General features: G+C 69.0%; 15 protein-coding genes and 1 pseudogene. 3 read left to right on the top strand and 13 right to left on the bottom strand.

The window, feature by feature from the left end:
• Positions 1–53: 53 nt before the first annotated feature.
• The 3 genes from ABS52_16070 to ABS52_16060 all read right to left on the bottom strand — a co-directional run bounded on the left by ABS52_16070 (position 54) and on the right by ABS52_16060 (position 3896).
• The gene (locus ABS52_16070; GenBank protein ODT01878.1) at positions 54–1151 is read right to left on the bottom strand and encodes a hypothetical protein; all 1098 of its coding nucleotides are present in this window, start codon (positions 1149–1151) and stop codon (positions 54–56) included.
• Between the two features lie 18 nt (positions 1152–1169).
• Entirely contained in the window at positions 1170–2081 is a 912-nt protein-coding gene (locus ABS52_16065) for an arginase (protein ODT01877.1), read from the bottom strand.
• A 195-nt stretch (positions 2082–2276) separates the two neighbouring features.
• The gene (locus ABS52_16060; GenBank protein ODT01876.1) at positions 2277–3896 is read right to left on the bottom strand and encodes a hypothetical protein; all 1620 of its coding nucleotides are present in this window, start codon (positions 3894–3896) and stop codon (positions 2277–2279) included.
• Between the two features lie 1447 nt (positions 3897–5343).
• Between ABS52_16060 and ABS52_16055 the strand changes: the two genes are divergently transcribed.
• A complete protein-coding gene (locus ABS52_16055) occupies positions 5344–5535 on the top strand; it encodes a hypothetical protein (protein ID ODT01875.1) in 192 nt (63 codons plus the stop codon).
• Between the two features lie 269 nt (positions 5536–5804).
• On the opposite strand, the gene ABS52_16050 is transcribed toward ABS52_16055, so the two are convergent.
• The 7 genes from ABS52_16050 to ABS52_16020 form a co-directional block, all read right to left on the bottom strand.
• Entirely contained in the window at positions 5805–7244 is a 1440-nt protein-coding gene (locus ABS52_16050; GenBank protein ID ODT01874.1) for a hypothetical protein, read from the bottom strand.
• Between the two features lie 468 nt (positions 7245–7712).
• Entirely contained in the window at positions 7713–8057 is a 345-nt protein-coding gene (locus ABS52_16045; protein ODT01873.1) for a hypothetical protein, read from the bottom strand.
• Between the two features lie 33 nt (positions 8058–8090).
• Positions 8091–8537 carry a hypothetical protein gene (locus ABS52_16040; protein ID ODT01872.1) on the bottom strand — a complete coding sequence of 149 codons (447 nt, stop codon included), beginning with the start codon at positions 8535–8537 and terminating at the stop codon, positions 8091–8093.
• 699 nt (positions 8538–9236) lie between these two features.
• Positions 9237–11621, bottom strand: coding sequence for a peptidase S45 (locus tag ABS52_16035; protein ID ODT01885.1), 2385 nt, complete (start codon positions 11619–11621; stop codon positions 9237–9239).
• Positions 11622–11939: 318 nt separating this feature from the next.
• Positions 11940–13112, bottom strand: coding sequence for a dipeptidase (locus ABS52_16030; GenBank protein ODT01884.1), 1173 nt, complete (start codon positions 13110–13112; stop codon positions 11940–11942).
• Positions 13113–13218: 106 nt separating this feature from the next.
• Positions 13219–14889 carry a hypothetical protein gene (locus ABS52_16025; GenBank protein ODT01871.1) on the bottom strand — a complete coding sequence of 557 codons (1671 nt, stop codon included), beginning with the start codon at positions 14887–14889 and terminating at the stop codon, positions 13219–13221.
• Positions 14890–14982: 93 nt separating this feature from the next.
• Positions 14983–16566, bottom strand: coding sequence for a hypothetical protein (locus tag ABS52_16020; protein ODT01883.1), 1584 nt, complete (start codon positions 16564–16566; stop codon positions 14983–14985).
• 253 nt (positions 16567–16819) lie between these two features.
• Here ABS52_16020 and ABS52_16015 point away from each other — a divergent pair, with 253 nt between their 5' ends.
• Complete coding sequence (locus ABS52_16015; GenBank protein ODT01870.1) at positions 16820–17458, top strand: hypothetical protein; 639 nt, start codon at positions 16820–16822, stop codon at positions 17456–17458.
• Between the two features lie 83 nt (positions 17459–17541).
• Here the strand turns inward: ABS52_16015 and ABS52_16010 are convergent, their stop codons facing one another.
• Positions 17542–18018 (bottom strand): hypothetical protein, encoded by a 477-nt coding sequence (locus ABS52_16010; GenBank protein ID ODT01869.1) that lies wholly within the window; start codon positions 18016–18018, stop codon positions 17542–17544.
• A 464-nt stretch (positions 18019–18482) separates the two neighbouring features.
• On the opposite strand from ABS52_16010, the gene ABS52_16005 reads away from it, so the two are divergent.
• Complete coding sequence (locus ABS52_16005) at positions 18483–21779, top strand: hypothetical protein (protein ODT01868.1); 3297 nt, start codon at positions 18483–18485, stop codon at positions 21777–21779.
• 156 nt (positions 21780–21935) lie between these two features.
• Here the strand turns inward: ABS52_16005 and ABS52_16000 are convergent, their stop codons facing one another.
• Together ABS52_16000 and ABS52_15995 are read right to left on the bottom strand one after the other, a co-directional pair.
• Positions 21936–23060 carry a hypothetical protein gene (locus tag ABS52_16000; protein ODT01867.1) on the bottom strand — a complete coding sequence of 375 codons (1125 nt, stop codon included), beginning with the start codon at positions 23058–23060 and terminating at the stop codon, positions 21936–21938.
• 14 nt (positions 23061–23074) lie between these two features.
• Positions 23075–23834 (bottom strand): annotated as a pseudogene (locus tag ABS52_15995) (hypothetical protein).

Genomic DNA, 23834 nt, shown 5'->3' with positions numbered 1-23834 from the left:
GAGCGGCCCTGCGCCTGGCCGCCATCGCCCCCTCCCCTCGCCCAACCAGCTGGTCACCCCCCTTGCACCTCGCGCTCGACCGCCCCCCGCAGGATGCTCATGAAGTCCTGCGCGTTGGTCACCACCCCCACCGCCTGGTGCGTCCCGCGGTCCTTGAGCTTGCTCACCAGGAACTCGCTGGCGTCCACGCAGATGGTGGGGAGCTCCGAGATCCCCCGCTCGGCGTCCTCGTAATACGCCGGGAGCATGTTCCCGACGGCGATGGAGTGGAGCGCCGTCGCGATCATCACCGCCATCGTCGAGCGCCGGGTGTGCGCGCGCGTGGCATCCTGCGCCTCGATCATGTCGGTGATGACGTCGGGGAGGGGGCCGTCGTCGCGCAGCGACCCGGCCAGGACGAACGGGACGTCCTCGACCACGCAGGCGTGCATGATCCCGCTGGTGATGAGCCCATCGTGCACCGCCTGCGCGATCGATCCGGCGCGGCGCACCGCATTGATGGCGCGCATGTGCGCCGAGTGTCCGCCGGCGGTGGGCTCTCCTTCACTGGTCATCCCGAGCGTCGTCCCGACGATGGCCGCCTCGATGTCGTGCACCGCCACCGCGTTGCCGGCCAGCAGCGCCTGCACGTAGCCATTGCGGATGAACCAGACCAGGTTGTCGCGGGCGCGCGAGTGCACCACCGCCGGCCCCGTGACCCAGATCGTGTAGCCGCCGCGCCGCTTCTCCTCCACCAGCATGCGGGCAATCTGGCGGTAGTCGATCGGCTTCTCGCGCGACACCTGCGACGACATGAAGTGGAAGTCGCCGTGCGCCCCGTCGTCCACCTGGAAGCCGCGGGCGTGGACCAGCACCCCTTCCGTCCCATCCTCGGCGAGCCCCACCACCACCCGGTCGCCCTTGCGCACGCGCCGCCCCTCGCGCACCCACCACGTGCCGTCGGCATCGAGGACGAGGGCGCCGTCCATGCGCGGCTCGCGCGGCATGGTCCAGGTGCCGTCGGCTCCCTTGACGTAGGTGGGGAGGTTGGTGGTGGCGAAGAATCCCTCGGGGAGCACGCCGTCCCGCTCGGCGCTCACCGTGCGCGCCGGCGGGGCATGCTGCAGCTGGCGGGTGGAGAAGTCGGGCGGAACGTAGCGTGGCGTCGGCATTGCGGCGGGAGGGGGCGGCTAGAGGATGCGCTTGCCGAAGGCGCTGAGGATCAGCTCGCGGGCCACTTCGGCCGTGCGGTTGTGGACGTCGAGGACCGGGTTCACCTCCACCACGTCCATTCCCACCAGCTTCCCGGTGTCGGCGATCATCTCCATCATCAGGTGTGCCTCGCGATAGGTGATCCCGCCGGGGACCGGCGTCCCCACTCCCGGGGCGTCGGACGGGTCGATCACGTCCATGTCGAACGAGACCCAGAGCCCCGCCGTGGAACGGGTGGCGATGGCGAGCGCGTCCTCCATCACCTTGCGGACGCCCAGCTCGTCGAGGGCGCGCATGGTGAAGGCGGAGAGGTTCCACTTGCGGATGTGGTCCTTCTCCGACGCCTCGAGGTCGCGCACGCCCACCAGGGCGACGTCGCTCGCCTTCACGGCACCGGTACGTCCGGCGATGCTCGCCATCGCCTTGTCGCCGTGACCCAGGAGGGCGGCCAGCGGCATCCCGTGCACGTTCCCGGAGCGCGAGGTGGCGGGGGTGTTGAGGTCGCCGTGGGCGTCGATCCACAGCGCGCCTAACGATTGTTCCCTGGCGGCAAGGTGGGCGGCGGCGCCGGCCACCGAGCCGGCGGAGAGGGCGTGGTCGCCGCCGAGGACGATGGGCGTGGCGCCTGCGGCGAGGGCGTCGCGCACCTTGAGGGCGACGTCGGTGCAGACATCGGCAATGGCGCCCAGGTACCGGGCGCCGCGCTGGGCCCCCTTGGCCGCGTCCTCGCGGAACGGGACGGCGACGTTGCCGGCGTCCTCGACGGAGTGGCCGAGTTGTTCGAGGCGTTCGCGGAGGTCGGTATAGCGGACGGCGGACGGTCCCATGTCGACGCCGCGCCGCGAGGCGCCGAGGTCCATGGGAACGCCAATGAGTCGGATGGAGGTCATGGGCCCAAGGGTAGCGTGCCGGTGCCTAACGTCCAAGGGCAGCGCATGGAGTTGCAGGGTATGCAGGGGGAATGCGCGTTTGGCGCATAAGTATCGCTCGCCGAGCGGATGCACGGCGAGCGATCAGTGTGGAGCGACTTCGGGAGTCAGAGGTGAGTACGACGCCCTACGGAAGGCGGCGACTTTCGGGAGTGACTAGTTCGCGAGGACCGTGATCCTCCGCCCGGGCTCCATGGTCCCGGGTCGCGCGACCGTACCGACGCACGCACTGGAGGAATTCGGCAGGCCGACCGCAAGTCGAAGAGTGAGCAGCACATCCACCCCATCGAGCGTTCTATCGCAGTTTGTGTCACCGTGAGGATACGGGGTCAGCGGCGCCAGGTCGACGCCAACCAGCGCCTGTTGGAGCAGCAGCGCATCCGCGGCCGTGATCGCACCATCGCGATCGATGTCACCACGAAGTACTGCCACGGAGGGTCCCACATTGAACGCGAACATGCCGCGACCGTACGTCGAGGCGACGACCGTCGTGGTTGCGGGGACGTACGCCAAGTCGTAGACGACGGTGTTGGGGAATCCGGGCGGTCCCGCCGTCCACGTCGTTCCACCGTCGACCGTCTGGATGACGCCGAACTCCGTCCCGAACATCATCGTCGACGTCCCCGGGAGAAAGAGCGCGGTGTGGACAGGTATCCCTGCGAGCTTGGAACTGATGCTCGAGTAGAAGGTCGCCCCGCCGTCGGTGGACTGAGTGATCGTCGGCGCCCCGAAGGTCGAGGCGGTGGCAACGATGTGCAGCGGATTGGTGGGGTTCACCGCGATGCGCGTGAAATAGCGGCTCACGGCGAAGGCGAACTGCGAGTAGGTGATTCCGCCGTCAAGCGTTCTCGAGATGACACCATCGCTGGTCCCAACGTAGATCACGTTCGGATTGGAGGGGGCGATCGCGATGGTAGTGATGTAGCCAGACCCGAGCGTCAAGTCCGTCGAGATGGGGATCCAGTACTGCCCTTCGTTCGTGGTCCGATAGAGCCGTTGTGTGCCGAAGTAGAGCGTCGTCGGTACGAGGGGATGCATCACCAACGGGCGCCTCGCCCCGCTCCGATCCAGCGAACTGATCCCCGCCGAACGCGACTCTGTCGCGAGTCCTGACCCTTTTCGTTCGATGAAATTGAGGAATGCGTGCGTGACGTACACGATGCGTGGGTCGAGGTAGTTGACCGCCGTGTAGCCTCCGTCGCCCATCGTGGCGAAGTTGCTCCAGACCTTCGACCCGCTGAAGTACGCCGCCTGGTTGTCCTGTAGCCCGCCGAAAATCCATTGCCCGGAAGGGTGCACCGAAATCCCGGGATAGAACTGTGCGATCGCCAAGCCGTTATTCTGCGCCCGCCAGGTGCGACCGGCATCATACGACACGTACAGCCCACCATCGGTCCCGGCGTACATGTGATCGGGGTCCGATGGGCTGAAGGCGATGGCATGCCAGTCGACGTGGACAGTCTTGGCCACGCTGCGGAAGGTGAGTCCGCCATCTTCGGAGAGGAACGCACCAACACCTGCCACCCAGATTCGCTGTGCGTTCCGCGGGTCGACAGCAACGACAAGGTTGTATTCGCTCTGCTCGCCGATCGTGAATGGGTAACTGGACGCCGATGTCACCAGCCCCGAGGAGGGGAGCTGCGTCCACTGCTGGGTCACTTCACTCCAGCGATACAGGCCCGCGAACTTGCGAGTGCTGTAATCTGCGGCGAAGGCAATGACCGTGCTGTTGGACGCAGAAGTCGTGGCCAGCTCCACGCGGGCCACCTGATACATACTGGACAACGGAGTCGGAAGAGCCACCCACGTCGCGCCTCCGTCTGTGGAACGCCAGACGGTGGACGCAGGGGTTCTCGAGGGGCTGGTCACCGCCGCGAAGTAGGTTCCCGGCCGTCCGGGCAGGGCAACCGCGCTCCACGCGACGCCGGTAACCTTCCGCGTCCAAGTCGCGCCACTGTTCGTGGAGACATACAGGCCACCCGAAGTCGCCGCCACCAGCGTCGTCTGCCCGCTCGTGCCCGCAGTCGCCGGATCCACAAGGATCTTGCCGTGATACGAGCCAACGGGATTGGACGTCGGCGCCGACCAGGTAGCTCCTCCATCAGTCGAACTCAGCACGCCGCATCCAGCAAACTCGAAGGTATTGATCTCACCCGTGCCCGCATACACCAACGCAGGATTGACCGGATCCACCGCCACAGCGCCGATTGCAGGCGAGCACTGTGAATCGGTCAGCGGCGCCCATGTCGCGCCACCCGTGGTGGACTTCCAGACGCCTCCACTCGCCGCGCCGACGTAGAGCGTCTGCGGATCAGTGGGGTGAACGCTGATGGAGGTCACTCGTCCCGCGACCAACTGGCCGATGCCGCCAAAGTTGATCTGGTTGCCGAACATTCCAAATGGACCCAAGGGGCGCCACGATGCATCGGTGGCCAGGCTAGCGCTCCACGGCGACAGGGATTGCCATTCATTCCATGCCGTCGCCCAGGCGCCCGGCGGAATTTGCCCAGACGCATCAGCTCGCGCTTCGCGAAACGCGGCGACGCGCTCCTTCACGTCGTCCGCTTCGCTCTCCCCGCGCTGCGCAAGAGCGTTCGACGGGAGAATCGTGGCAGTCACCCCAGTGGCCCAGAGCAGCAGGAACCCACGATGTACGAAGGATCGCGTCATGGCAGCACCCGGAACTTCAGCGCGTTACTCTTCCCTTTTCGCGTCGTGATCGTCACGGGATAGTCACCCGGAAAGAGCCGACGTGGAGGGGCCTCGGTTGTGTCCGGTACTCGGTCGGGCACGACAAATTGCAGCGCGGTTCCCGCCTCGTTGGCCGGTACCTGCGTCAAGCGGATCGGCCCAAGCTCGACGACATTGTCGCCGGAGCGTCCCGGTTCGAAGTTTGCCCCGGTGATGCGCACCTGTACGAGCGAGCCCGGTCCAATCCGGGCGGATTCCGGTTCCATTCGCATCAGGCGCGGGACACCGATGGGGGCTGTGGACGACGTGGTGGGGAGATCGCTTCGGATTTCCGTTACGCTGTCGCGCGTCGCGCCCTGGTCGCCTCCCGAAGTGCGAACCGCCCGCCCTCCACACGCGATCCCCGGCGAGAGCACAACCGCGCTCGCAAGGAGAGTTGCGAGCCAAGCATGGGAATGGCTCATTGCCCTGCGGGCTGCGCAACGACCTGCCGTGACGAAACCTTCGGCAGCAGATCGACACGATCGACGGAATGCAGTTCATCGATCACGAGGGATGGCTGGCCGACCAGCGCTCCACGGCGCGCGACGAATCGAAGCGCAGCGAGCTCCCCTTCGTGGAATCCAGACGTGGAGACCCCCGCCACTCGGGTCTCGCCGGGGAGCGGATTCACGGCACGCATTCCGTCCGAGCGATGCGGACCCTCGCCAACGAAGGCAAGTAGCGTCGAATCGTACGCGATCCTGGCGGTGAAGCTCCCGACAGCCTGGACGCCAACGCCGGACAGCACGCCAATGTACGCCACGACCTCATCTCCTTTCTTGGGAGACGTGTTCGAGAAGGTCAGCCGTGCTTGCACCGCGCTTAGCGAGCGAAGCTGAGTCCGCGGGAGCGCTGGCGTCGAGTCTCGGCACGCCGTGACCAGGGCGGCAGCGGCGACAATCCATGCCATCGTCGACAGCCGCCTTCGCGCGGTGCAGCGCTGGGTCAGAGTCATCTTGGCACCAACGGATAGTAGGTGGAGGTCATCCGGGAGCGAAGGTCCGATCCGTCGGGCGCGTACGCGTCGATCGCAGTGAGGTTCAGGGTCAGGACATCACCCGGTGCCCCCGCGATGAATTGCAGGCGCGCAAAAGTGATCGGCGTCGTGATCCCGGTCGCCGATGCGATGCTCACTCGAACGACCCGGGTTGTCGGTTGATTTATGGATATGTTCGCCCCCGGTGACGGAACGAGCGCGATCACCCCTGCGAATTCGGTGGTATCGTATGCCGCCGTCACGAAGAGGCTCACCGATCCGACCGGAGTTGACCGCGGGTCGAGCACCAGATCCACGGTCACCGTGCTACCACGCTGCACCGCATACCCTGTGAGATTCGTCCGCAGGAGCGGCACTCCCGCCGCGCGCGGAATGATGGTGAGCACGGAATCACCACCACCAGGAAGCGACGAGACGACCCACGCCTCACCATCCTGCCGCGCCGTGATCTTCCCCGCGTTGTCGACGCTGGCGAGCGTCCCCGCACGCGACACGAAGGTCGGTGGCGTGCCCGCTGACGACACCGGCGTGATCGATGCGCCCACATCGACAATCTGGATCTTCTGGTTCGTGAGGCCGTACACGATCAGTGCGAGCGGGAAACGCGTCGACGTCACCGCGGGCGCGCCAGCAACGGAGAAGGTCAGCTCGCGATCGCCCACGGGACCGGAGATCGACAGATCGGTGAAGCGAGCGACGCCGCTGATAGGGACGACGGACGAGGTGCCGCCAACCGTCCCTCCGCCGAACGTCACACTTGCCGTGACGGGCGTCGACGCAGTCGTCGCGAGGTTCCCGGCGACGTCGCGAAGCTCGACCACTGGCTGCGTCAGCAACGGTGCCGACACAGCGCCGCCCACCGGCTGGCGCGTGATCAGGAGCTGCGCCGGTGCCCCCGGCGCCAGCACGAAGCTGCTCGACGTCCCCGTCGAGAGCCCCGTCGCCACGAAGCTCAGTGTGCGCGGCCCAACCGCCCCAGAGAGCGACAGGTCGGTGTACTTCGCGACACCTGCGGCCGCAGTGACTGTCGTAGTACCGGAGAGCACACCACCGCCAGACGCGAGCGTCACCGTGATTGGCAGAGTGGACGATGGCACGAGGTTGCCGTTGCCGTCCTGGATCTCCACGACGGGTTGTATCGCAAACGTTTGCGCGACGGCAGCACCGGCCGGCTGGATCGTCACCGCCACCTGCGCGGGCGCCCCAGGCGTGACCGTGACCGCCAAGCCCGATGACGCGACCGAGCCAGCCGTAGCGGTGATCGTCGCGGTTCCCACTTTCAGGGCGGTGATGTTCCCGTCCTGCACGCGGGCGATGGCGGCATCGGTCGACGCCCACGTGACGGCGGCGTTGGTGAGTTGTCGCCCGTCACTCGTGAAGACCTGGGCAGTCACGACGCTGCTCGAGCCCGAGGTCAGGGTGACCGGCCCTGCCAGCGAGAGGCGGACGGACGCTGGCGTGTTGCTGACGGGTGGCGCGGATGGACCGTCGCTGCCGCCACCGCCTCCACAGGAGGCTTGTAGTACGGCGACGGTGCCCGCGAGCAGGGCGATGCACCGACGTCGTGATACGGCTTGACCCGCAAATACCGAACATCTGCGCGCGTGCACGACACAAACACACACATTCCCGAATGCCACCCCCATCCCTACCCCCTCTCGTTCGTGTTCCGCGATGATGCCGGAGCGACCGTCGGTCCTGAGATGCGGCGCGCTGCGCACGATCACCTGCTAATCCACGTCGCCACGACCCACGGCAAGCGGACGCTACGATACGGCATCCTCGGTCGACCTGTCAAGGACGACACCTCTGGCCGCTGTCTCCGTGGCTCTCCACGTAGTCGGCAACGTGATCCGAAGCGCCTACTCTCCGGTGACGATGATCGTCACCTTTGCGAAGATGCCGAGGACGTTCTCGACCTTTCGGGCGACGGAGTGGATGCGAGTGATCTTGCCAGACGCCGCAGCCGCCTCGACGGAGCAGTCGCCAGATGCAATGAGTCCGAGATAGCTCACGCACTCGGCCTGCCCCACCTTGGTCCCTGCGACGTTCGAGGTGACAGAGGTCCCCACTTCGGGCGTGACCGTGTTGGCGTACAGGAATCCCGGTACGCCAGAGGCCCCTGATGCAAACCCCGCGTAGCAACCACTCGAGGCAAGGACCGCGAGGAAGTACCCGGCTCCGATGGACAGGCGTGACTTGCGCATATCGAAAGCTCTCCTTGGGACATGAGGAAGAGGTCAGAAGCGAATACCCGCGAGGACTCGATATGGCGCACCGTCGCTCGCGAGGAAGTGTGACTCGATGAGCAGGATGCGTCCGAGCTTCACACCGAATCCGATGTCGTGGGCCAAGGACCAGCTGGCGTCTTGAATGTCGAGAGCATCGACGATGCTGCCCAGGTCGAGACGAAGTCGCTGAGTATTTCGCGAAAGCCCGAGGCCGCCGGTCACGAAGACCTCAACAGATCGACTCACCGGGACACCGAAATCGGCGCCGAGCATGGCGCGGAGATCCGTGATGGTGAATTCGTCTCCTGGTGACATGTCACGCGCGCTGACTCGACTTACCTCCAGGTCGGCGCGCATGGCCAGCGGTGCGTCGTACATCGGAATCCGCGCATATGCACGGAGTGCGGGGCCCATCAAGGCGTTGGAATCGAACGAACCCGATGCCACTCCGCCCATGATCCCGAGCCGAGAAGGATCGCGGCTCCCGGGGATCGTGGACTTCCCATTCGCACGCGCACGGCTTCGCCCGGCTAGGCGTGGATCGACGTCGCTCGTTTCGGTACTCGGCGCAGACATTGCGGTGTCGATGGAAGTCCGCTCGACCGCTTCCGGTACCTCTGCCCCTCAAGGAGAGGACGCGTCGGCACGCGGTGGTGGCGGCGGCAGCAGTTCGATGCGCACAAGGAATGACGTGCGCATCCAGCCCTCCTGCACGCCGACACGGACGCGCGACCATCCATCCTCTCGGCCTACAAGCTGCTGAACCGTGTCCCCGCGCGCCACGCGACCCACGATCCTCGCCTCGGTCGATGGCCGTGCGCGCAGGTTCGAACTCGTCACCCGTACGATCGCTGCGTGTTGCGCCGAGAGCGGTGACGACAGTGCACCGGCGCAGAGGATCGAGGGCACGAGAAGGCGACGCCGCCATCGCTCCCGCTTGCGCCGTGGCGCGGCGTTGACTGTCACCTGTGCGTACAGATGCATGGCATTCCCCCAGTCGCGTCGTGCGCATCGTCTGAGGGAGGCGTCTCTCGAATGTCTTTCGCTGCCTCCTGCGCCGTCGGAACTTGGAGAGACGGTGAGTAGACGCGTCGCCAAGAACGCGACCTGCGCGAGTCTCGAGAAGAAGTCCCCGCGCGCCTTAGGACACCGGCATCACCACCCCGGCACCAGCACCACCCGCTCCCGCGTCACCCCCTCCACCGCCTGCCGGCTGTACTTGACCGGGAAGTACCGATCGTCCTTCCACAGCTCGAACAGGTCGCGGTAGTGCGCGCTCTCGACGTCGCCCGACTGCCCCGGTGTGTTCGTGCCGACGGCGCCGTCCCAGTCCCCCGCCTCGACGATCATCCGGAACGAGGCTCCAGCCGTCTGGTTCTCGCCGCCGCCGGTGGCCCCGGGGGTGTTGCCGTCGCCGCCGCGCGGCCACGGCCCCACCTCGAACTTGCGGCGCAGCTGGTCGCTGAGCGCGGCGCTCATGGGGTGCAGGAGCTGCACCTGGTGGTAGCTCCCCCACTTCCACGCCGCCATGTCGGCGCCGTAGCGCCGCGTCAGCTCCCGCACCGCCTCGTCCAGGCTCCCCAGCAGCAGGCTGTCGCGCCCGGCCGTGGGGACGGCGCCGAACTCTCCGCCAGGCGCAATCAGCCAGTCGATGATGCGCTTGGCCGGGATCCCCCGCGTCATGGCGCGGGCGCTGGCGGGGACGACCACCGCCGGGGTGTTCTCCGCCAGCCGCCGGTACCACGCCTCGTAGATCCCCGCCGCCACCGACTCCCGGTCCAGCACGTGGTCCCACGCCAGCAGCGCCACGCGCGCGCGCTCCACCGCCTCGCTCCCCCCCTTCAACCCGGCCAGGAGCGGGACGAGCGCCCGCGCGGGGAGCGACGTGTAGTCGTTCTGCAGCTTCATCATGTCGGTCATCGAGACGCGACGCCCCGAGCCCAGCACCTCGGCGATGCGCGCGAAGCGGAACGGGTCGGCCCACGACCACCCGATGGCGTCGCGGAACGGATAGTCCTCCCGCGTCAGGTTGTTGTTCGCGGTCGCGATGAACCCCTCGGCGGGGTTGTACGCGTTAGGCTTGCTGCGGATGGGGAGGTAGCCCGCCCACTCGTAGCGCCCGTCGCCCGGGACGGGGACCAGCCCGCTCGAGCGCGGGCGGATGGGGGCGATCCCCACCGCCTGCCACCCGATGTTCCCCTTCACGTCGGCCCACACCATGTTCTCGCCGGGGATGTTGGAGTAGCTGCACGCCTCGCGGAACTCCTCCCACGTCCTCGCCTGGTCCATGCGCAGCGACGCCATGTACGGGGCACCCCCCGGCTCCATCCACGCCGCCCGCACCGCGTAGGCCACCCCGCGCACTGTGTCCTCGTACACCACCGGCCCGTGCCGCGTGTACTTGAGCGTCACCGTCTCCGCCTGGCGCCCCTTCACCGGGATGGTCTCGCGCACCGTCCGCATCGACTCCCACACCCCGCGGAAGCGGTACTGCGAGCGGTTGGCCGGGTTCACCTTGTAGACGTACAGGTCCTCGCCGTCGGTGCCGAACACCGTGAGCCCCCAGGCGCCGTACTCGTTATGCCCGATCGACACGCCCGGCACCGTCGGCTCGCCGCCGCCGATCACGTTCCACCCCGGCGCCACCAGGTGCACGAAGTAGCGGAGCGAGGGCGCCGCCTGCGCCCGGTGCGGGTCGTTGGCCATGATCGCGCGTCCGTTCAGCGAGAGGCGCGGGCTCACGACCCAGTTGTTGCTCCCGATGTCGCGCCGCGCGTTCCACGCCAGCACCGAGTCCGCCTCGGCGCGCACCTGCGCCAGGCGCCGCCCCGCCTCCTCGCTCCCGCGATACGCCGACTGCAGGTCGCGCGGCTCGAAGCGCACCGGGTTGCGGTACGCGTTGTAGAGGTCGAGGATCGGCTCGAAGAGCCCCTCCTTGTCGATGGCCGGATCGAGGTCGAGCGCCGGCTCGCCCGGCCCCGGGTGGAACCACTCGACCTTCTTCAGCAGCTCCGCCCCATGGCGGGCCACGAAGCGCCCGTATTGCAGCTCCTGCGTGAGATTGCCCAACAACCCCTGGTGCCGGGAGATCACCACCTCCGGCGTCCACCGCCCGGGCCTGGCGCCCAGCATCCTGAGCTCCAGCGGAATGAGCGCCGGGTTGCGCGCCGCCTCGTCCACGTAGGCGTTCACTCCGTCCACGAAGGCGTTGACGATCAGCGCCCCGCGCGGATGGTAGTGCGCCAGGTCGGCCGCCAGGCTCCCGCGATACTTGAACAGGCGGGCGCCGATGTCGCGCGCGAGCTCGCGCTCGCCCAGCAGCTCGGCCACCGTCCCCGTTGCCTGCCGGCGCCAGAGCTCGAACTGGAAGGCGCGATCGCGCGCCGCCGTGTACCCCTGGGCGAAGAACAGGTCGTGCTCGTTCTTCGCGTAGATGTGCGGAATCCCCCAGGCGTCGCGCAGCACCTCCACCGGGGCTCTCAGCCCGGCAATGCGCAGCGTGTCGGGGCGCTGCGCCGCGGCGCCGGCGGGGAGCGCCAGCGCGACACAGAGAGAGGAGAGGGCCAGGCGGGCGACGGCGCGGAGGGAGCGAGAGGGCATCGACCTACGGGGCTCGGGTTGGGGAGCAGGGGGAGGACCCGCCCGACTGCCTGGGCGGGCACGGCACGTCGCCGTACGAGCAGAAGACGCAGCAGTCGCCCGCCTTGGGCCGGAGGAGGGTGCCACACCCCCGACACTCGTGGAAGAACCGGCATGCATCGATGGGCATGCGAACCGTCTCGCGCGCCCCGCACGCCGGGCAGGTCAGCGTCGAATCCAGCGGCAAGGCGACGGACGTTCGGGACGGCCCGTTCGGCGTCACTTGGCCGGGATCCCCGTCCAGATGTCGCCCAGCACGCGCTGGAAGTTCCCCCCCAGGATCCCGAGAATCTGGTCGTCGCCGTACTTGCGCCGGATGAGCCCCTCGGTGACGTCGAACATCCGCCGGGGGTGGTCGATGCCCTCGATGTCGATCTTGTCGCGGAAGCCGTAACTCCCCTTGTAGCTCTCCTTGAGCGCCTTGTACTCGTCAGGCGGCAGGTCGTCGTAGCCCTGCAGGTCGCTGTCGCTCCCGATCCCGACGTGCTCCACGCCGATCATCCGGGCCACGTAGTCGATGTGGTTCAGGAAGTCCTCGATCGTCGTCGGCTCGCTCCCCTTCACGAACATGCGCACGCCGGTGATCCCCATGACGCTCCCCGCCTTTCCCACCGCGCGGATCACCTCGTCCGGCTTGCAGCGCGGGTGGCCGTTGGCCAGGGCGCGGGCATTGGAATGCGTCACCAGCGCCGGCTTCCTCGACAGCGCGAACGCGTCGAGCGTGGTCCGGTCGCCGCAGTGCGAGGTGTCCACCGCCATCCCGGCCCGGTTCATCCGCTCGATGAGCGCCGCCCCCATGTCGGAGATCCCGCCGTCCACGCGCTCGGTGGAGCCGCTGGCGAACCAGTTCTGCGAGTTGTAGGTGAGCTGCGAAACGCGCTGCCCATAGACGAAGAACTCGTCCACGGTCGCCAACCGGTCGCGCGTGGCGTCGGGGCGGATGAAGTGATCCGAGTTCTGCGCCCCCAGCAGGATACCGATGCGCCCCGACCCCTTCACCTTGGCGAAGTCGTCGGCCGAGTCGATGCGCATGAAGAGGTCGGGGCGCCCGGCGATCATCGCGTTCTGCCGGTGAAAGAACTGCTGCCCGCTGATGTACGCGTTAGGCCCGCCGAAGCCGACCGCGGTGTGAAAGACGTCGATCCCCGACGCCCGGAACGGCGCGAAGTCCTCGGCGGTGATGGAATCGGGCTTCTGCAGCCACCGGTTCCCGTTGGACCCGATGTGCAGCGGCGCCAGCATGTCGATCACGATGGCGCGCTGCATGAGGTCGATGGCGCGCTTCGAGTACTCCTGGTTCGGGATGTGCGGGAGCGCGAAGCGCCCGCGATTGAACATCGGGGCGACGAGGGCGGCGGCGCCGAGCTTGATGACGGAGCGGCGGGAAGTCATGAGCGTGAACGGAGAGACGGCGGGGAGTGGATTCCCCACCATTCTCCCTCGCCGCACGGTGATTCGCCACCCCCGAGGGCGCCGCCCCCGGACGAGCGCGCTCGCCCTACTCCGAGATCGGCTTCGCCTTCTTCTCCGTGATCACGATGGGCCATCCCGCCTTCCCCGGGAGCCGGGTGGCGCGCTGCGCCGCCTGCCACACGAAGCCGGCCACCACCGCCGCGTTGTGCTTCATGTCGTCGGGCACGAGGCGCTCGTACAGGTCCTGGTTGGAGTGGTGCGTGCGAGTGTCGTACTCCACCGGATCCTGGATGAACTGCCACCCGCCCAGCCCGATGGCGTCGAACGCCTGATGATCCGTCCCGCTGGTGTTGGCCGGGGTGATGGTCGTGACCCCCTTGTCGCGGAAGGGCTCGATCCACGCGCTGAAGGCGTCCTTCACCTGGGTGTTCCCCTGCAGGTACACCCCGCGGATGCGCCCCGTCCCGTTGTCGACGTTGAAGTAGCCGGCGTGCTTCTCGTACGCCGGGAGCGCGAGCACCGTGTCGGTGGGGACGAAGCCTGACGAGTCCCGGCGGAAGACGCGCTCGCCGAAGTGGCGCGCGACGTACTCGCGCGAGCCGAACAGCCCCTGCTCCTCGCCCGTCCAGAGCGCGATGCGGATCGTGCGGCGCGGCTTGAGCCCGCTCGCCTTGATCAGGCGGATCGCCTCCATCATCACCGCCGAACCCGCGGCATTGTCGGTGGCCCCCGTCCCCGCGTGCCACGAGTCGAAGTGCGCCCCCAGCATCACGACCTCGTCCTTCACCGCCGGGTCGCTCCCGGGAATCTCGGCCACGATGTTGAACGACTCGGCCTCGGGCGTGCGGGTGTTGGCCATGTCGAGCGAGAGCGTGACCTTCACCCCCTTCTCGAGGATGCGCGCGATGCGCCCGTAGTGCTCGCCCGCCACGTGCACCATCGGGACCTGCGCCACGCCCGCCGTGCGCGGGTAGCCGTTGTCGGTGAAGATGGTCCCGTCGTCGCCGCGCGCGGGGAGGAGGATGCCGAGCACTCCCTGCCGCTCGAACCAGCGCAGCGCCGCGGTGTCGTTGGCCGGGCGGAAGACGTTGCCACCGAAGCGGCGCATCATGGCCCCCATCGCCGCAGGGTCGCGCGGGATGGCGAAGCCCCCCGTGCGAGGGTCGGGCACCCCGGCCGCGGCCATCTTGTCGAGCTCCTCGTCGGTGAAGCGCTTGGCGTCCGGCGTCGCTCGCGGCGCGAGCGTGGGGGCGGCGCCGAGGAGGACGTACTTCCCCTTGAGCGCCCCCCGGTACTTCGCCGTGTCGCCCCACGTCGTCATGGTCGCGACGACCGCCTCCCCCTTCACCTCCCCCCTGGTGCCCGGCGACCAGGCGCGGGGTGCGACGGCGACGTCGAAGGGCGTGGGCGCCACCACGCGGAGCGAGAGGCGGTCGTTGCGCCACCCCGGGAACTTCGGGCTCCAGTACTCGAAGCCCACGTGGGCCAGCCCCCAGGCCTGCATCGTCTTCACCGCCCACTCGCCGGCCGCCCTTGCGCCTGGCGACCCGGTGAGGCGCGGGCCGTGGACGTCGGTGAGCCAGCTGGCGATCGACATCACCTCCCCCTTGGCCATCTCATCGTCGTAGAGCTGGCGCAGGGTGGTGGTGTCGACCACCTCCTGCTGGGCGACGAGCGGCGCCGCCACGAAGGGAAGCGCGAGGGCGGCGAGCGCCGGAACGAGGCGCGCGAAGGAACGGGACGTGAAATGGCTCATGACGATGGAAGGGCGGAGGGATCCTGCAGACTGTCACGCCAGCGGCGCGGTCGCCACCCCGGCGACGACCAGGTTATCGCTACGAAATCGGCGTCACCGCCGCCTGGGCCTGAGCTCCAGGTCCTGGAAGTCGAAGGAGAAGTCGACGTCGGGCGAGGCCGGCAGCATCTTCGCGTGGTCGATGCCGCCGTCCGGCGTGAGCATGAAGGTGATGTAGGCGTCGGCGCGCAGCTCGCGGTCGCGCCACCGCACCAGGAAGGTATCGTGCTGCCACGGGATCATGTCGCCCACCAGCTGCGGCGTGTGCGAGAACCGGATGACCAGCCTGCCCCCCTCGTGCGCGATGTCGATGTCGCCGTACCACGCGTCGGCGTACGGCCCCGCGTACTTCGCGAGGGCGAGCGACGGGCGCGACGCCGAGTCGCGGGCCGCTTGCGCCTGGCGGGCAGCCCCCTGCAATGCCACCTGCTGGCGCGCGCGCAGCGAATCGAAGCCGGCAATGAAGTCGAACGGCTGCGGCGTGCGCAGCACGCGGTCCATCAGCGTCCAGGTGAGGGCCAGGAAGGTCGGCGACTCGTCGTTCGTGAGGACCACCACGCCCGCGCGCTCCGACGGGATCCACGCCACCGACGACAGGTAGCCCGGGAGCCCCCCCGTGTGGTGCAGGAGCTTGCGCCCGCGGAAGGTCCCGACCCCCAGCCCCAGCGCGTAGAACGAGAACTCGCTCGCCAGCGGGGCGATGAAGCCCGGCGGCGGGGTGTTCGGCGTCGGCGTGACCGGGGCCTGGAGCATGCGCGCCGTCGCCGGCTGGTACAGCCGGCTCCCGTCCCCCACCCTCCCCGAGTCCAGGAGCGACATCACCCACTTCGCCATGTCCTCGGCCCCCGAGTTGATCCCGCCGGCAGGATTCGTGTTGTCACTCGTCATCGGGGCAATCGCCGCGAGCGTCCCCTCGAGGAGCGTGTGGGTCTGCGCCACGTCGCCCGGCGTGGCCGCATCGCCGTGGCGCGAGGTGCTGTGCGTCATCCCCACGCGCTGGAGGATGCGCGACTCGATGAACCGCTCCCACGACATCCCGCTCACCGTCTCGATTACCTCGCCCGCCACCAGGTAGAGGACGTTGTCGTACGCGTACGCCGAGCGGAACGACGTGGCCGGCTTGATGAAGCGCAGCCGCCGCATGATCTCGGCGCGCGTGTACGTGGACGCCGGCCACCAGAGCAGGTCACCCGCGCCGAGCCCCAGCCCGCTGCGATGGACCAGGAGGTCCTTGATCGTGATCTCGCGGGTGACGAACGGGTCGTACATCGCGAACTGCGGGAGGTAGCGGATGACCGGGGCGTCCCACTCGAGCTTCCCTTCCTCCACCAGCATCCCCAGCGCCACCGCGGTGAAGACCTTGGTGTTGGAGGCGATGCCGAAACGTGTCTGCGGCGTCACCGGGGCCGGGTCACCGAGCTTCTTCACCCCGTATCCCTTGGCGACCACCACCTTGCCGTCCTGGATGACCGCGACGGCGACCCCCGGGGTGGGGAAGGTCCTGAGGGCGACGGCGACGATGGAGTCGACCGTGCGGGAGGCGAGGGCGGGGCGAGCCGCGGCGTTCGGCTGGGGTCGCTGCGCCCGGAGCGACGTCGCGAGGAGCGCCTGCGGGGCCAGCGCCGCCAGCACCAGCAGCGCCGGGAGGTGTCTCGCGACGGGGAGGCGCATGGCAGGGGCGCTCAGGGTGGAGGAAACGCGGGGGAGGCGCATGGCCGGGGGCGCGTGGGTCGGGTGGCGGGAAGGGGAGACGACAGCCCGCAGAAGCTACCGCCGGATTCAGACGCGGGCCATGCGGCGGCGGTGAGAGGAGTATAAGGAAGAAGAATCTCTCTCTGCGACGAGTCACTCGTGTTACAATGTGAATAGTCCCATTGCACAAGGTGTCGCCATGGCCATGCGTGCCAAATCTGCCCCGCGGAAGTCCGTCAAGCGCGTCGCGAGCGAGAGCGCTCGCCGCAAGCATGTCCCCAAGCCGCCGCAGGCCAAGACGCGACGACCGTCGCCCGTGAAGGGCTCGTCGCCGGCGAAGCGCGCGGGATCGGCAAGGCCGGCCGGGCGAGCGAAGCCCGCGGCACGCCCCGCCGCCGCCGAAGTGGTCCAAGTCAGCGAGTTGGCCGCCCCCGAGACGCCGCTGCCGCAGCGCGTGATGGAAGCCGCGGCGCAGGTGGCCGACGACGACGTGGAAAGGGTAGGGGAGAAGTCGTTCGGGCTGAGCGTGCATGGCGTACTGCTCACCGTGGTCGTGGAAGAACGCCGGCAGGTGGCGCGCATCATCGCGCCGCTCTTCTCCGAGAGCGCGTGTCCCGGCGACCTGCTGGCGGCGACGAACGAGATGAATGCGCGGCACATCGCCTACGGGTACACGTACGTGCGGGACGGGGAGGTACGGTACGCAGTGGAAGTGCTGCTGGCGCCGTTCCGCACGGAGGCGGTGGGGCGCGCGTTGCAGGTGGCGGCGGCGGTGGTGCGGGGGCTGGGGATGGAGGTGGATGAGGAGACGCGGCGGTGGGTGGGGGTGGGGGAGTAGGAGGCGATACGGACACGCGGGCGGCGGGTGTCCCGTCGGTGCCGACGTGCCCACGCTGACGGAACGACCAGGGGCGGCGCGCCTCACCCCTCGGTGCGGCGCCCCCTCCCTCGCGCGGCGGCCACCACCGCCACCCCCAGCGCCCCCCACACGGCTCCCACGACCAGGGCGAGCGCGCTCGCCTCGACCAGGACCCAGCACGACACCAGCGCGCCGGCCACCGGGAGGGCGACGTGCCACGGCGTTGCAGCTGCCAGCCGCCGCACCACGAAGTACCCCACCACCGACGCGGGCAGGAGGACGAAGGCGGTGAGCGCGCCGACGTCGACGACCGACACCAGCAGCGACAGCCCGTCGTCGCGGCGCGCCGCTGCCGCCTGCCCCGTCATCGCCGAAAACGCCGGCCCGATCGCCTTGGTCAGGGCGAGGAGCGTGGCCAGCCAGCCGCCGATCGCGACGCGCGTGACGTCGTAGAACGCCGTCCCCTGGCGCGCTGGGTCGGCGGCGAGTTGCGCCGGCGTCACCGGGCTCAGCGCGGCAACCAGGAACGTCTGCGCCACGAAGACCGTCCCCGCGCGTCGAGCACGCCGAACACCCCGACAGGCGCAAGCGGCCCGATGAAGAGGAGGCCGAAGACGACGAGGTCGCGCAGCGAGAGGTTGCGGCGAAGGGCAGGCGACGCGGGGGCATGCGGGCGAGTGTCGTGGGGAGGGGCACCGAGCTGACGGAGGTGCCGGAGCGCCCGGGGCGGCGCGCCGCGCGCAATGATGCACCCGCCGCCGGTGGCGCGCACCAGCGGATGCGCTCCACTCGCCTCTCCCCAACCGCCAATCCCTTGTGCTTTCCTTGCGCGACCGCTCGCTGCGCCCCGCCGCGAGGCGTGCGCCTCGCGGCGATGCTACCGCGCGCCATTGCATCGCAGCGCGGCATGGACGACGGCCGTACTCCTTCTGTGCGGCCGCCACCAGCTGCACACCTTCGCCGCTCGCCCCCCTCCACCCTCCGAGACCGGAGCGCGTCCACAATGACGCCACGCCCCCCTCACGCATCGAGCCCTCGCGCACGGCGACACGTCGCCGCGGGACTCCTCCTGGCCGCCACTTGCACCCTCGCCGCCACCAGCGCCGGCGCGCAGCAGTCGTTCGCCGACCAGCTCGCGCGCCTCGACTGGCGCTCCGTGGGTCCCATCAACAACGCCGGACGCATCTCCGTCGTGACCGGCGTCCCCGGCGATCCGCTCACCTACTACGTGGCCGGGGCCAACGGCGGGATCATCAAGACGACGAACGGCGGCACCACCTTCACCCCCATCTTCGACGACCAGGGGGCGATCTCCATCGGCGCCATCGCCGTCGCCCCCAGCGACCGCAACGTGGTGTACGTCGGCACCGGCGAGGGGAACCCGCGCAACAACGCCTCGGTGGGCGACGGGATGTACAAATCGGTGGATGGCGGCGAGCACTGGACGCACATCGGGCTCGAGAAGTCGGACAAGATCGCCCGCCTCGTCATCGACGCGAAGGATCCCGACATCGTCTACGCCTGCGTCCTGGGGCGCGAGTGGGGGCCGAGCGAGGAGCGCGGCGTCTACAAGACCACCGACGGCGGTGCGTCGTGGAAGCGCGTCCTTTACCTGGACCAGCAGACCTCCTGCTCCGACATCTCCGCCGACCCGGACAACAGCAACATCGTGTACGCCGGGATGTACACCTATCGCCGGTGGGCCTGGTACCTCGCGTCCGGCAGCGGCAAGACCGGCGTGTACAAGTCCGTCGACGGCGGCGCCACGTGGGAGGCGCTCTCCGGCCCCGACAAGTACCGCGGCCTCCCGCGCAAGGCGATGGACCGCATCGGCGTCGCCGTGGCCCCCAGCAACCCGAACATCGTCTACGTCATCAGCGAGACCAAGGACGAGGGGGAGCTGTGGCGCAGCGACGACGCCGGGAAGAGCTGGGTCACGGTGAACCGCGATCCCAACATCAACTTCCGCCCCTTCTACTACGCCGACATCCGCGTGGACCCGAAGAACCCGAACAAGCTCTTCTCGCTCTCGGGCGGGTTGTACCTGTCGGAAGACGGCGGGCGGAACTTCCGGACCATCGCCCGCGGCATCCACGGCGACCACCAGGCCATGTGGATCGATCCCGTCGACCCGCGCTACGTCCTGAGCGGGAGCGACGGCGGGTGGCAGGTGAGCCGCGACGGCGGGCTCACCTTCGAGGTGGTGAACACCTTCCCCTTCACCCAGTTCTACCACATCAACTACGACATGCAGGAGCCGTATCACGTCTGCGGCGGGCTGCAGGACAACGGGACGTGGTGCGGGACCAGCAACTCGCTCTCCGGCCAGGGGATCCGTCCGGCCGACTGGGTCAACGTGGGTGGGGGCGACGGCTTCTTCGGCGTCCCCGTGCTCGACAAGCACTGGCTCGTCTTCGCCGACGCGCAGGGGGGGATGATCACCATCACCGACCGGCGGAGCGGCGTCCGCAAGAACATCTATCCGTATCCCAACCGCGTCGGCTCGGTGGGCGACGCGATGCTCTCGCACAAGTACCGCTTCAACTGGAACTCGCCCATCGTCCTCTCGCCGCAGCACCCGGGGACGGTGTACTTCGGCGGCAACGTCGTCTTCCGGTCGCGCGACTACGGCCTGAGCTGGGAGGTGATCTCTCCCGACCTCACCACCAACGATCCGAAGAAGCAGCAGTCGTCCGGGGGCGAGATCGTGACCGACAACACCGCCGCCGAGTTCCACACCACGCTGCTCAGCATCGCCCCGTCGCCCGTGGATTCCAACGTCATCTGGACCGGGTCGGACGACGGGATGGTGCACGTAACCCGTGACGGCGGCAAGACGTGGAACAGCGTCTTCACCAACGTCCCCGGGCTCAAGCCCAACGCGTGGATCGCCACCGTGGAGGCATCGCACTTCGACGCCGGGACGGCGTACGTGAGCGCCGACCACCATCAGGACGACGACTACGCGCCGTACTTCTACATGACCACCGACTACGGGAAGACGTGGAAGAGCATCCGCGGCGACCTTCCCGACCGCGCGTGGTGGAGCCACGTGATCCGCGAGGATCCGCGCAACCGCAACGTGCTGTATGCCGGGACCGAGGCGGGGGTGTGGGCGTCGTGGGACCGCGGGACGCACTGGGTCTCCATCCGGGGGAAGATGCCGGCCGTCCCCGTGCGCGACATCCAGGTGCAACCGCGCGACAACGACCTCCTCGTCGCCACGCACGGGCGCGGGCTGTACATCCTGGACGACCTCACGCCGGTGCAGCAGCTGGCGGCGGCGCAGGGACAGGAGGCGGTGCTCTTCGACATCCGTCCGGCGACCAACTGGACGTCGTGGAACCGCGACGGGAACCTCGGGATGCGCATCTGGGCCGGCGAGAACCCGCCCAACGGCGCGATGATCTCGTACCGGCTCGAGGCGCAGCCCGCGGGCGAGGTCAACATCGAGATTGCGGACAGCAAGGGCGAGGTGGTGCGCCGCTACCGCCGCGTGCGCGACGAGGCGGGGGTGCACCGGATGACGTGGGACCTGCGCATGACGCCGCTCGCCGGTGGGGGCGGTGGTTTCGGTCGTGGAGGCGCCGCAGCGGCGCAGCGCCCCCCTGCCGACACATCACTCGCCGCGTTGCGCGCCCAGCGGCGTGCCGCCGACGAGCGCGCCTCCGAGGGGGGTGGCGACGACGAGGAGAGCTTCTTCCGCGGGCCGGCCGGGACGGCGGTCACCCCCGGCACCTACCAGGTGACGCTGATGGTCGGCGGCAAGCGCTACACCAAGCCAGTCACCGTGCGCAACGACCCGCGCATCGAGATGACGCCGGCGCAGGTGGCTGCCCAGTATGAGGCATCGGTCACTCTCGACCGACTCGGCCAGCGCGTCAACCGGGTGATCGCCAACGCCGACGACATCCTGACGCAGCTCGGCAACCTGCAGTCGACGCTCAGGCGTTCGCCTCGCGGTCCCAACACGCCCGCCGTGCTGGCGCAGGTGGACAGCACCATCACGGACCTGCGCCACTTCCGCGATTCCGTCCTCGCGCGTCCGCTCGCGGGGCTGGGCTACCGGCAGTACCCGCGGCTGCGCGAGGAGGTGCAGTCGGTGAGCGGCTCCGTGTCGCGCACGCAGTGGCCGGTGACCGCGGGGGAGCGGCTGCGGTCGAAGGAGCTGGGCGACGAGACCGACGGCGCACAGGGACGGCTCGACCAGATCATCAGCGTGCGAGTGGGGAAGATCAATTCGCTGCTGGCGGGGACGGAGCACGTGATTGCGCCGACGCCGAGGGGGATCGTGCCGTAGGGAGAAGGCTGCGATGGAAGTCGGGGGGGCGCGCATGGGGATCATCCCGTGCGCGCCCCCCACTTCGTTGTCCCTACCGAGTGAGGACGCCCGGTGTCATCCCCCACAAGACCGGTAGCCGCCCCGGTGGTCCCAGGTCCGGTCGACGTACGAGGCCTACTCCCCCGGCTTCGCCTTCGCCTTGCGCCCCGTGCTCTTCCCCTTTTCCGAGTCGGAGGAGCTGGCGCGTCCCGCCGATCCGGAGCTCCCGGCGGACGAACCGCCCGACCCCCTGGAGGGGTTGCGCCCCGACACGTAGCCGCGCCCCTTCACCACCTTGCCGTGCTCGGCGCCGCCGTCATCGGCCGGACGCTGCACCACCACGATCGGGCGTCGTCCGGAGTACCAGCCGTAGCCCCGGCCGTAGCCCCGGCCGTAGCCGTAGCCGTAGGGATCGTAGCCCCAGCTGCCGTCGTAGTAGCCGTCGCCGACGTAGTCGCCACCGCGCATCTCCCCCCGCGTGTCGGGGGGCGGGTCGCCGAGCATGGTGCGATCGAGGGCGAAGACCTCCGGGTACGAGAGGGCGACCATCACGTCGATCACCGACGGGGCCACCCCCGAATTCTCGAGCGCGACCAGACGCCCGGCGTCGAGCCCGAAGCCCTGCCCCCGCTCGGCGAGCCACGTCTGCAGCACACCGACCTCGAGAAAGCGCGACGCCTCGACCACGTCCGACAGCTGCACCGGCCCCATCGCCGCCAGGCGCGCCGGGTGCATTCCGCGCGGGCGCCCGCTGAGGGCGGCGGCGATGCTGGCCGGAAGGGGCGTGGAGGGCGGCGCCTCGCGGTAGCGTGACGCCCGCACGCCGACGTTTGAGCCGAAGGCCACGCCGCGCACGTCGAGCCATTCCCCGTCGCGCGACATCGCCATCACACTGTTCACCAGGCGCTGCTCCCCGCCGCACTGCATATCGGTGCGCAGGTACACGCGCGCGCCGGTGGCGTGCACGCTCTCGGTCCCCGTGCAGCTCCCTTGCTGTATTGTGTGGTTAGTCGAAGAGGCGTCGAGCCGGTGACGGGAGAGCACGCTGTCGCCGGCGAGCGAGACCAGGTCCACCGCGGCGGGGTTTTCCGTGGGGAGGATGCAGACGCGTTCACTGCTGGCCGGCGCGTCGCCGCGCGGCACCAGGTCCCAGCAGCCGATCCATGGCGAAAAGGGCGAGCTGTCCCCCTGCGCCCCCGCCACCGGGGCCAGCGTGAGGGCCGCCGAGACCAGGGCCAGGTGTGTGATGTGTCGGACCATGTGCGTGCCTCCGGTCAGAACCTGACGAACAAGCCGATCGAGGCATCATACCCCGAAAGGTCGATCTTGTTGAAGGTGGCGAAGTCGCCGTTCATCGGCCCCCGGGCCCAGAGGTACCGCCCTTCCGCCGTCACCCCGAAGCGGGGAGAGAGGGAGATGTCGGCCCCACCGAAGCCCGTGGCGCCCAGCGACCACCCTTTCGACTCGAACTGGTCCTCGAAGATGTCGAGCGTTTCCGGGTCGACGAATTCCCCCGACTGGCGGAGCCGGTACCAGACGGGGCCGGCGCCTCCTCCAATGAAGGGGACCACTCGGCTGGGGATCCACGCATAGCGCCCGATGGCGTGCCCCGGGGCACGGAGCGAGAGTCGCGCCGTGGCCATGATCGTGACGCGGTCGAGCGTCGTCGACTGCAGCACGGGGAGGTTGTCCTCTCCCGTGAACTTGCGCGATTCCGAGCCGGCCGTGTGTCCCGCATAGGTCGTGCCGAGCCCGATCTCGACGCGCGGGGCGACACGGTAGGCGGCCGAGAGGGAGAACGCCGCCGAGGCGAAGTCGCGCCGATCGAGCGTGAGCTCGTCGGTGAGGAAGTCGAAGATGTCGCTCTGGCCGCGGGGGGAAGCGTAGCCGGCGGCGAGGGCGAGGCGGACGGTGGGGGTACGGAAGAGGAAGCCGTCGCCGGAGCCGATTTGGGCGTGGGCGGGGAGGGCGGCGAGGATCGCCAGGGCGGCGGAGGCGAGGAGGGTGCGGGTGGGGGGAGGGAGGGGCACGGGG

The organism is Gemmatimonadetes bacterium SCN 70-22 (assembly GCA_001724275.1).
Taxonomy (GTDB): Bacteria; Gemmatimonadota; Gemmatimonadetes; order Gemmatimonadales; family Gemmatimonadaceae; genus SCN-70-22.
The sequence above is the reverse complement of the archived record's forward strand: the minus strand, read 5'-3'. Positions and strand labels throughout refer to the sequence as shown.

Coding starts and splice junctions, on each gene's coding strand:
- ABS52_16070 (ODT01878.1), bottom strand. CDS start 1,151: ATGCCGACGCCACGCTACGTTCCGCCCGACTTCTCCACCCGCCAGCTG.
- ABS52_16065 (ODT01877.1), bottom strand. CDS start 2,081: ATGACCTCCATCCGACTCATTGGCGTTCCCATGGACCTCGGCGCCTCG.
- ABS52_16060 (ODT01876.1), bottom strand. CDS start 3,896: ATGTATCAGGTGGCCCGCGTGGAGCTGGCCACGACTTCTGCGTCCAAC.
- ABS52_16055 (ODT01875.1), top strand. CDS start 5,344: ATGCAGTTCATCGATCACGAGGGATGGCTGGCCGACCAGCGCTCCACG.
- ABS52_16045 (ODT01873.1), bottom strand. CDS start 8,057: ATGCGCAAGTCACGCCTGTCCATCGGAGCCGGGTACTTCCTCGCGGTC.
- ABS52_16040 (ODT01872.1), bottom strand. CDS start 8,537: ATGGGCGGAGTGGCATCGGGTTCGTTCGATTCCAACGCCTTGATGGGC.
- ABS52_16030 (ODT01884.1), bottom strand. CDS start 13,112: ATGACTTCCCGCCGCTCCGTCATCAAGCTCGGCGCCGCCGCCCTCGTC.
- ABS52_16025 (ODT01871.1), bottom strand. CDS start 14,889: ATGAGCCATTTCACGTCCCGTTCCTTCGCGCGCCTCGTTCCGGCGCTC.
- ABS52_16015 (ODT01870.1), top strand. CDS start 16,820: ATGGCCATGCGTGCCAAATCTGCCCCGCGGAAGTCCGTCAAGCGCGTC.
- ABS52_16005 (ODT01868.1), top strand. CDS start 18,483: ATGACGCCACGCCCCCCTCACGCATCGAGCCCTCGCGCACGGCGACAC.
- ABS52_16000 (ODT01867.1), bottom strand. CDS start 23,060: ATGGTCCGACACATCACACACCTGGCCCTGGTCTCGGCGGCCCTCACG.